Source organism: Novacetimonas cocois (assembly GCF_003311635.1).
Lineage (GTDB): Bacteria > Pseudomonadota > Alphaproteobacteria > Acetobacterales > Acetobacteraceae > Novacetimonas > Novacetimonas cocois.
Genome location: NZ_QEXL01000023.1, coordinates 22,982 through 32,298, shown reverse-complemented (window position 1 = coordinate 32,298; position 9,317 = coordinate 22,982). Strand labels below are relative to the sequence as shown.

Genomic DNA, 9,317 nt, shown 5'->3' with positions numbered 1-9,317 from the left:
CGTCAGGCTCATAACCTGAAGGCCGCAGGTTCAAATCCTGCCCCCGCAACCAACGACGCTTGCGAATGACCATTCGCCACATTTCGCCGGGATCGTAGTGTGCGGTTCCCCGCAACCAACGATACTTGCGATACGAACGCATCAAGAACGCCACAGTCCGGATGGACCGTGGCGTTTTTCTTGTGCGACGCGAACTGCAGGATCGCTGCCAGATCGCCGCGCAGGATGATCGTCAGTTCGCCGTCGGCCGGTTGGAGCGTGATCTGCGAGACGAGCGTGCGCAGACGCTCGGCCGCCTCCGTCTTCGTCTCTTCGGCCTGAAGGCTCTCATAAAGAGACGCGATCCGCTGCTGGTAGATCTCCGCCATGTTCGGATGGAGAAGGGGAGGCGGCTCCTCCGCGTTGGCCAGACGTTCTGTGAGTTCGATCTTGCGAGCTTCGAGCGCGCCGATCTTATCCTTGAGCTTCGCACCCGGAACGCCGTCGAGGATGGCCTGAATCGCCTTGTCCAGTTCGCGATCAATGCGAGGCAGTTCGTTCCGCATTGCTGCGAGATCGGCACCAAGTTCCATGCGCAGTCGGTTCACCTCGCGGGTGAACTCGTTGCAGAACTCCCTGAACAGGTCCGGTTCCATCAGATGCGTGCGCAGCCCACTGAGGACCGATGCTTCAAGCGCATCCCGACGGATGTTGAGCCGGTTATCGCAGGTGCCCTTGTTGCGTGCTGTCGAGCAGCCGAGCAGATCCTTCGAGATCATGCTGTACCCGCCGCCACAGCAGCCGCAGCGGATGAGCCCGGCAAAGAGGTGGCGAGGACGGCGCCGGTGATTGAGGGCTTCGTTGCCCCGTGCCGGCTGGCTGAAGGTTGTTTCGGCCTGGCGCGCCTTCACGGCATCCCATAGATCCTGCTCGATGATCCGCAGTTCCGGCACCTCCTGGATGACCCATTCGGATTTAGGATTGAGACGGGAGACGCGCTTGCCGCTATCAGGATCCTTGAGATAGCGCAGCCGGTTCCAGACCAGGCGTCCGACATACATCTCGTTGTTGAGGATGCCGGTGCCACGTTCCCGATTGCCGTGAATGGTGGATGGTCCCCATTCGTGACCCTGTGGACCCGGAACGCCGTCCCGGTTCAGTTCCATGGCGATCGTGCGCGACGACTTGCCCCGCGTGTAATCGGTGAAGATCCGTCTGACCGTACGGGCCTCTTCCTCGTTGATGGTCCGGTCGCCCCGGATGCGCTCGCCTTTCGCATCGAACTGGCGCACGACATCATAACCATAAGAGTTGCCACCGCCGGACTTGCCGTCCTCGACGCGTCCGCGCAGGCCACGGCGCACCTTCTCGGCCAGATCCTTGAGGAACAGGGCATTCATGGTGCCCTTGAGGCCGATGTGCAGGTGGGTGACGTCGCCCTCGGAGAGGGTGATGATCCGTACGCCGGCGAACGTCATCCGTTTGAACAGGCCGGCGATATCTTCCTGGTCGCGCGACAGCCGGTCCATGGCTTCGGCCACGATGATCGTGAAGCGACCGCGCGTGGCGTCCTGGATCAGTTCCTGAATGCCGGGGCGGAGCAGGGACGCACCGGAGATGGCACGATCCGTGTAGCTATCGACGATCGTCCAGCCCTGCTTCTCGGCATGGAGCCGGCACAGCCGAAGCTGGTCCTCGATCGACGCGTCGCGCTGGTTGTCGGATGAGTAGCGGGCGTAGAGCGCGACCTTCACAATCCTATCTCCCTATTCCTGGAGATCGCGTCGCCTCGCGGCCTCCACTTCAGCGTTGACGAAATCCCGTGCGGCCTGACGGGCCAGAAGCCGGACCAGACTGACCAGCCGAGGATCGGCTCCACTGCGTAATGGTGTCACGTTGGCGTCCGGGGCGTCGAGAATGAGCCGCACCTTGCCCGCTATCGTATCGCGTTGGCGTGCCATCTTCCCGTCCTTTCTGCATGGACCCGTGGGTGGTTCTGAACGCACTGTGGAGATCGAACGGGAGATGCGCGAACAGAAAAATACACGGAAACAAGGAGATGGATCGTCCGAAGAGGGCTTCGGGATAGTCACGAACATTCGCGGCTATCGTGGTCGGCATCATCACAAGATGGTGATGGAACGACTATAATAGTCGTAATTTATCGCGGTGAGCGTCGACTCGCAGGTTGGTTGATACGGGTTTGCGTTCCGTAAAGCCGTATCTACGCGGTTCCGTGGATGTGATCTGGTGTCTGTTGGGCCAGGAGAGAGGAAGAGGGACGTGGGGTTTTTCGTGACGGATTAGGGGTGGGAGAGAGGCTTCCGCCCGTCCGTCACGGAGTGTTCTGCCATGGCGAGCGCCATCCAGAAAATCGCCCTCAATGCGTCCCGTGATATCCCCTTCAACAAGCTGGTGCTGTCGCAGTCCAACGTGCGGCGCGTGAAGGCTGGCCTGTCGATTGAGGAACTGGCCGCCGATATCGAACGTCGTGGGCTGCTCCAGAGCCTGAACGTCCGGCCCATTCTTGACGATGCCGGTGTCGAGACCGGTACCTTTGAGGTGCCCGCCGGCGGTCGACGCTTCCGCGCCCTTGAACTGCTGGTGAAGCAGAAGAAACTGGCGAAGACCGCCCCGGTGCCCTGCGTCCTGCGCGAGGCCGGATCGGCCATTCTCGCCGAGGATGATTCCCTGGCGGAGAACGTCCAGCGCGTGGCCCTGCATCCGCTGGACCAGTTTCGCGCCTTTCGTGACATGCTGGAGAAGGGCATGTCCGAAGAAGAGATCGCGGCCGCGTTTTTCGTCGTGCCGGCCGTGGTGAAGCAGCGACTGCGCCTGATGACCGTATCGGACAAACTGCTCGATATTTACGAGCAGGATGGCATGAAGCTCGACCAGTTGATGGCGTTTTCCATCAGCGATGACCACACCCGTCAGGAACAGGTCTGGGAGATTATTGCCCAGAGCCACAATCGCGAGCCCTATCTGATCCGCCGCATGCTGACGGAGAAGACCGTGCGGGCGTCGGATCGCCGGGTACGCTTTGTCGGGCTGAACGTCTATCTTGTCGCCGGCGGTGCCGTCATGCGTGACCTGTTCGAGGCAGACGATGGCGGCTGGCTGCAGGATCCGACCCTGCTCGACCGGCTGGTGATGGAGAAGTTGCAGGAAGCTGCCGAACAGGTCCGTGCCGAAGGCTGGAAATGGGTCGAGACGGCGCTGTCCTTTCCCTGGGGTCATACACGGCACTTAGCGGAGATCGACGGTGTGCCGGTGGTGCTCTCGGAAGAAGATGCCGCGCGTCTGATCGGGCTGCACAGCGAGCAGGAAGCCATTGAGGCGGAATACGCGCAGGCCGATGAATTCCCGGAAGAAATCGACGCGCGCCTTGGCGAGATCGAACAGGCCATTGAGGCGCTGGAAGAACGCTCCGTTTCCTTCGAGCCGACAGACAAAGTGCGGGCAGGGGCCTTCGTCAGCCTGGACACCGACGGCACGCTGCTGGTCGAGCGGGGCTTCGTCCGGCCGGAAGATATGCCGGTCGAACCTGAAGTCGATCACGACGAATCAGACGGATATGACGAAGCCATTGACCATCGCGGCGATGGCGACGATGCCGAAGGGAATGGGAGGGAAGGCGCACCCGACATCGAGCCCGAGGAGGAAGACGGCCTGAAGCCGCTTTCCGACCGCCTGCTGACCGAACTGACAGCCTGGCGCACGCTGGCGCTGCGGGATGCGTTTGCCGGCAATCCCCACATCGCGCTGACCGAATTCCTGCATACACTGGTGCGCGATATCTACTGGCAGGTCTCGGGCGCGGACTGCCTGGAAGCCTATGTCCGGGAAATTTCCCTTCCGGTTCATTCCCCCGACATGCCGGGCAGTCTGCCGGCTCATGCGCTGCGCCAGCGCAACGAGGGCTGGAAGCACGATCTGCCGGAGGATGAAGACGCCCTGTGGCGCTGGATCGACGGACTGGACGACACCAGCCGTCTGGCCCTGCTGGCGCATTGCCTGTCTTTCGGGATCAACGCGCTGCATGAATCGTCTCATGGCCCGTCTCTGGCACGCAGCGTCAGGGAACGGCTGGCACGAGCCGACCGTCTCGCCACCGCGCTCGCGCTCGATCTGGCCGAAGCGGGCTGGCAGCCAACGGTGGAGAACTATCTGGGCCGCGTCACCAAGGCCCGTATTCTCGAAGCCGTACGCGAGGCGCGGGGAACTGAGGCGGCTGAGCGTATCGTACATCTGAAAAAGAACGACATGGCGCAGGCGGCCGAAAGGCTGCTTGAGGGCGCCGGCTGGCTACCGGAGGCCCTGCGGACGGCGCATGCGCCGGAGCGAACTGAATGGGAGGAAGAGGCGGCGCGTATGATCGATAGTCCTGATGCGGTCGCAGCCGAGTGAGATCTGTCGATGAATATCATGGGCGGCTTCCGATCTTCGGGAGCCGCCTTTTGTATTGGACGAGACTGTATCCGGGCACAGCCGTTGCAACGTACACCCGGGTTGGTGGCCGGTTGGAGTCAGTGACGGGTCGCCGGGTGCAGGTGTCGATCCGTTTCAAGGCTAAGGGCTGCTGGCCATAAGGGCGTTTTGGTATAGAAATCCCGTCTGCTGAAGCCGGTGCCTGTTCGGTGCTCGTTGAGCAGTCCTGCCCAGCACAGCGGTCGCAGGACATGGACGTAAAGACTGGCGGTCAGCTTGAAATCCCGGCGACGGATATCTTCTTCCTCGCCCCCGTAGAGAACCGAACACAGCCGCTCTTCGGTGACGGCAACCTGAGCTTCGATATTGATGACGTTGAGAAAGATATCCCAGTTGCCGAACAGTGGTTCATCGCTTCGGGTATAAGGGCTGTGGTCGATGACAAAGAGAAGATGGGTCGTCAACAGCATCCAGAGCCGGGCTGGCTCCGATCTGAGCTTTCTCGCCAGGTCGGTCAGTCGCAGGGTTCCCTTGAAATGCCGTGCGAGCTTCGCACTGAGCAGAACCTCATGCAGGATCACCAGCGGCGGAAAATCGTGTTCATTGAGAACTTTGTTGACGGCATAGAGGTCTTCGACCGTATAGCCGGGCCAGTCAAATGCCTCGGCCGCCCATGCGACAAAATAGCGTTTCAGCGCCTTGCTGGGCGTGAGGCCGATCGGGCCGTGTTTCTCAATATAGCCAATCGTCAGCAGCGCGGCCTTCAGGATGAGGGCATGCGACAGGGGATGGTCGTTATCGGGCGAACGAAACGGATTCATTACGTAAACAATGAACCAGGCAGGTGCGAGTTGCCAGCCTGGCTTTGCGACGTAGGGACGAATTCCGTCCTGCATCTTTCATTGTAATGTCGGTTGTCGCCTCAAGTCAGACATCGAAATGGTGATGGTGGCTGCCCGAAAGCAGACGTTTTTAGGTGAACCGCGATAAACCGCGTTTGGGACCTAACCGACCGACAGCTTCGGAGCGCCTCGCCGCAAATTCCGGACGCTACACGGAAGTGATTAGCGATCCTTTGGCGCCCTCATTCCGCACAGTGCGCGCCCCGGAGGTGGGACATGATCACCGCCGCTCGTTCAGCCTTATCGTCCCCTTTCATTGAGATCACCAACACAATTGATCTCTCGGGAGCCCATCTTGCGATAACTTTGTTTGTAAGCGTATGTTATTTCTGGTTTAAAGGGGGGCGGGGGATTGGCAACTTTGATTGCAAATTCTGATTTTAAGTCGATCGCGCCGAAAGCGATTTCGGAAGTCGCTTCAGCAGATCATGTGCAGGCCGGTCTACCGATCCCGAAAGCCATCCGTGTGCAGGTCTTTTCTCCGGATGACTGGGAAGGCTTCACGGAGGAGTGGGCGAGTTCGCTCAAGGGTTATGCGATCGTGCGACGCTTTGCGGGCGCTGGCGACATGGGGCTCGACGTCACCGGTTTTACCGCCGCCGCAGGGTTCAGCGCTCCATGGGACAATTACCAGTGCAAGCGTTACGATCATCCGTTACGTCCTTCAGATATTCATGTCGAAATCGGGAAGATCATCTACTATTCGTGGCTCGGTGAGTTTACCGTGCCGAGAAAGCACTACTTCGCCGCAAGCAAAGACGTCGGCACAACCGCTGCAAAACTTCTCCTTGACCCGATGAGTCTGAAGGAGAGCACCCGGGACGCCTGGGAAAGGCAGTGTCGGCACGAAATCACTAAGACGGCAGATGTGGCACTTACGGGCAGTCTTCTCTCCTACTTCAATGCGTTTGATTTCTCGATCTTCGGGTCCAAAAGCGTATTGGAACTGATCGCCCAGCATGAAACCACCAAGTTCCATGCGATCCGTTTCGGCGGCGGCCTTCCAGCACGCCCAGCTTCACATGTTCCGCCGGCTGAGCCTGCTGAACACGAGAGCCGGTATATTCGGCAACTCCTCAATGCCTATGGGGACCACCTAGGTGAACAGTTGCCGGACGTTACCGCCCTCGCTTCGAAGCAACCGCTTCACCGTGACTTCAGCAGGCAACGTGAACGCTTTTACAGCGCGGAAGCGCTAAGGAATTTCTCGCGGGACACCGTGCCTGAAGGGACGTTCGACGCTTTGCAGGAGGAAGTCTTTCAGGGCGTCGTCGACATATGCGAGGGTTCGCATCTAACAGGGTTCGAGCGTATGAAGGCGACCGTGTCGCAAGCGGCGCAGATTGTTTTAACGTCCAATCCATTAGCCCCCGCCACACGCGTTCAGGACCGGCAAGGCATTTGCCACCAGCTTGCGAATGAAGACCGGCTTTATTGGATACCGACTGATGAGTAAGCGGCTGAGCCCGTTTAACAGCCCTTTGGAAACGGGCGTGCGCGCCCTTGCGATCTTGGAGGCTGCCCACCCGAATGGCTGCGATTTGCAGCGGCTTGTCGAGCTTGATTACCTTGTTGTGCATTCCAGCGACGCTGGAGGTCCAGACAGCCTGCACGTGCCATTGCCGATGCGCGCTGGCGAACTTCTGGTTCGTAGGGAAATCATTGAAAAGGGATTGCTTCTGATGGCGAGCCGGGGGTTGGTCGAGCGGGTAGCGCGCCCAGATGGGATACTTTACCGTGCAGGCGAGGCTGCGGCACCTTACATGGCAGCATTGAGTGCACCATACTCGGTTGAGTTGAGGGCGCGAGCGGCCTGGGTTATTCAAGCATTTGGCCATATGACCACCGATGCGATCCGCACGATTACTCAGCGTTTCTTTGAGAAATGGACTAGCCAGTTCCAGCCTGGTCAGCTTCGAGGGCCTCGCGTATGAGTGGCTATCTCCGTCTGGACAAACTGGGTTTTTCAGGCCCCTCTAAGCGCGCTGAGATTAGCTTTTCTCGTGGCGTCAACGTTATCTGTGGTGCATCGGACACCGGTAAATCCTTTCTTGCTGAGGCGATCGACTTCATGCTCGGCGGCTCCGACCTGAAGGAGATCCCGGAAAGGGAGGGCTACAGTGCTTTATATCTGGGTCTGTCCGGTCCCGAATCCGAATCATGGACTTTCGAGCGTGCGATCTCGGGCGGGAATTTCATTCTTCGCCAAGGCGATACCGCACATACGCTACGTCAAGCGCATGCACATGAGCGCATTGATAATGTGTCAGGATTTCTGCTCGAAAAAATAGGCCTCCTCGGCAAGCGGATCCTGAAGAGCAGCGCGAAGAGCACGACCAACAGTCTCAGCTTCCGCAACCTAGCCCGCCTCGTAATTGTGCAAGAAGGTGAAATTCAACACAAGGGATCGCCATTCTGGGGTGGGCAGTACACCCTTAAGACGGCCGAACTCGCCACCATCAAGCTGTTGCTAACTGGGATCGATGATTCCGCTGTTGTGTCCGTCACGGCTGACGAGCCAGACCAGACAGGACAGCTCATGCTGCTCGACGAACTAATCGCGGATCTCGCGTCGGAAATTACCGATATGGGAGAAGAGAAAGCCGAGCTGGAAGCGCAACTCGAAAGGCTCGAAACCTCCGCAGCTGAACATCGGAACAGCGTGGCAGACGCGCAGCTGAACCTCGAAGATCGGATGTCTCAGCGCCGCGAGCTGGCAAACCAATCGCGTGAAATTACCGACCGGCTCGACGAGATTGGTGAGTTGCTCGCCCGCTTCGAACTTCTTCGGGAGCATTACGCAGTTGACCGTGATCGCCTGCAGGCAATCCAAGAGAGCGGCACATTATTCGCCTACGTCGAGCGCGTGGCCTGTCCGCTATGCGGAGCAGGGCCCGAAGCTCAGCATGCCGACGCTGATTGCGACGGAAATGTCGCGGAAATCGTTGAAGCGGCGACGGCCGAAATTGGAAAAATCGAGCGACTCTCTGAGGAACTCGCCTCCACAGTAACCCAACTGCGGGCCGAAAAAGATCACCTCGAAGATTTGCAGGCAACGGTCGTAGAAGCCTACGCTACCGTCGATGGCGACATCCGGCAGACTATGGCGCCCGAAGTGGAAGCTGCTCGAGCAAAGTTCACCGACATCATCGAGACGCGGTCAGCCGTCCGTGGATTTTTGGCTCTTTTTGATCGGCGAGACAAGCTCGAAGCACGCCGCGCAGATCTGGATGATGTCGCGGCCGAACCTGCTGAGAAGACCAAGGTCGCAGTCGGATTCTCAGAGGCTGTCGCCCACCGATTCTCGTTGAAGGTCGAGCAAATTCTCAAAGCGTGGAATTTTCCTGGTGAATGCCGTGTCCATTACGACAAAGATGCAAGTGATTTTGTCATCGACGGAAAACCAAGAGGAAGTCGCGGTAAGGGCTTGCGTGCGATAACGCATGCCGCCGTTTCGATCGCCTTGCTTGAATATTGTCAGGAACATGGTCTGCCGCATCCAGGCTTTCTAGTGCTGGACTCCCCGCTTCTAGCCTACTTCAAGCCTGAGGGCGATGAGGATACCGCGCTACAGGGTACAGATCTGAAGGAGCGGTTCTACAGCTATCTTAAGGCACACCATGGCGATGGCAGCCAAGTAATAGTCATTGAGAATCAGCATCCACCTGACAGCGAACTCGAGGGGTTGAATCTTACGATATTCACAGGAAACCCGACCGAAGGTCGCTTCGGGCTTTTGTGAGTCAGACTATCGACGAACGTTGGCCGTCGCGCAGTCGTTGCTGTGTGATCGGGTATGGAAGCTACAGGTCCGCACTTGGGAGCTCACAATTGGACGCTAAACGAATGGGATGGACCGGTAAGCTCCGTGAACCTGAGTGCTGCGAATGACTGCTTTCGGCTATTGCTTCCCGATATCAGACATTCCGTTCGCCCCCAATTCGCCTGTCTGCTAAAGCGAACTAGAACAGAAAGTCGACAGTCGCCTCATGTCGGACGACGAAT

General features: G+C 58.7%; 7 protein-coding genes. 4 read left to right on the top strand and 3 right to left on the bottom strand.

The genetic code is table 11. From position 1 onward, the window contains the following. Positions 1–8 precede the first annotated feature (8 nt). Together NJLHNGOC_RS14240 and NJLHNGOC_RS14235 are read right to left on the bottom strand one after the other, a co-directional pair. Positions 9–1,733: a recombinase family protein gene (locus NJLHNGOC_RS14240; RefSeq protein ID WP_113596961.1), complete on the bottom strand. Its 1,725-nt coding sequence runs from the start codon at positions 1,731–1,733 to the stop codon at positions 9–11. Positions 1,734–1,745: 12 nt separating this feature from the next. Continuing rightward, a complete protein-coding gene (locus tag NJLHNGOC_RS14235; RefSeq protein WP_113596960.1) occupies positions 1,746–1,940 on the bottom strand; it encodes a hypothetical protein in 195 nt (64 codons plus the stop codon). A 391-nt stretch (positions 1,941–2,331) separates the two neighbouring features. On the opposite strand from NJLHNGOC_RS14235, the gene NJLHNGOC_RS14230 reads away from it, so the two are divergent. Continuing rightward, positions 2,332–4,389: a ParB/RepB/Spo0J family partition protein gene (locus NJLHNGOC_RS14230; RefSeq protein ID WP_113596959.1), complete on the top strand. Its 2,058-nt coding sequence runs from the start codon at positions 2,332–2,334 to the stop codon at positions 4,387–4,389. A 119-nt stretch (positions 4,390–4,508) separates the two neighbouring features. Here the strand turns inward: NJLHNGOC_RS14230 and NJLHNGOC_RS14225 are convergent, their stop codons facing one another. Next, positions 4,509–5,231, bottom strand: coding sequence for a hypothetical protein (locus tag NJLHNGOC_RS14225; protein WP_113596958.1), 723 nt, complete (start codon positions 5,229–5,231; stop codon positions 4,509–4,511). A gap of 433 nt (positions 5,232–5,664) precedes the next feature. Here NJLHNGOC_RS14225 and NJLHNGOC_RS14220 point away from each other — a divergent pair, with 433 nt between their 5' ends. From NJLHNGOC_RS14220 to NJLHNGOC_RS14210, 3 genes are read left to right on the top strand one after another with little or no spacing between them, the layout of a single operon-like run. Beyond that, positions 5,665–6,768 carry an ABC-three component system protein gene (locus NJLHNGOC_RS14220; protein ID WP_206059806.1) on the top strand — a complete coding sequence of 368 codons (1,104 nt, stop codon included), beginning with the start codon at positions 5,665–5,667 and terminating at the stop codon, positions 6,766–6,768. After that, a complete protein-coding gene (locus NJLHNGOC_RS14215; RefSeq protein WP_061471181.1) occupies positions 6,761–7,246 on the top strand; it encodes an ABC-three component system middle component 2 in 486 nt (161 codons plus the stop codon). Before NJLHNGOC_RS14220 ends, NJLHNGOC_RS14215 begins: the two co-directional genes overlap by 8 nt. Then, complete coding sequence (locus NJLHNGOC_RS14210; RefSeq protein WP_113596957.1) at positions 7,243–9,054, top strand: AAA family ATPase; 1,812 nt, start codon at positions 7,243–7,245, stop codon at positions 9,052–9,054. The genes NJLHNGOC_RS14215 and NJLHNGOC_RS14210 overlap by 4 nt, the downstream gene beginning before the upstream one ends. Positions 9,055–9,317: the final 263 nt, after the last annotated feature.

Coding starts and splice junctions, on each gene's coding strand:
- NJLHNGOC_RS14230 (WP_113596959.1), top strand. CDS start 2,332: ATGGCGAGCGCCATCCAGAAAATCGCCCTCAATGCGTCCCGTGATATC.
- NJLHNGOC_RS14235 (WP_113596960.1), bottom strand. CDS start 1,940: ATGGCACGCCAACGCGATACGATAGCGGGCAAGGTGCGGCTCATTCTC.
- NJLHNGOC_RS14215 (WP_061471181.1), top strand. CDS start 6,761: ATGAGTAAGCGGCTGAGCCCGTTTAACAGCCCTTTGGAAACGGGCGTG.
- NJLHNGOC_RS14210 (WP_113596957.1), top strand. CDS start 7,243: ATGAGTGGCTATCTCCGTCTGGACAAACTGGGTTTTTCAGGCCCCTCT.
- NJLHNGOC_RS14225 (WP_113596958.1), bottom strand. CDS start 5,231: ATGAATCCGTTTCGTTCGCCCGATAACGACCATCCCCTGTCGCATGCC.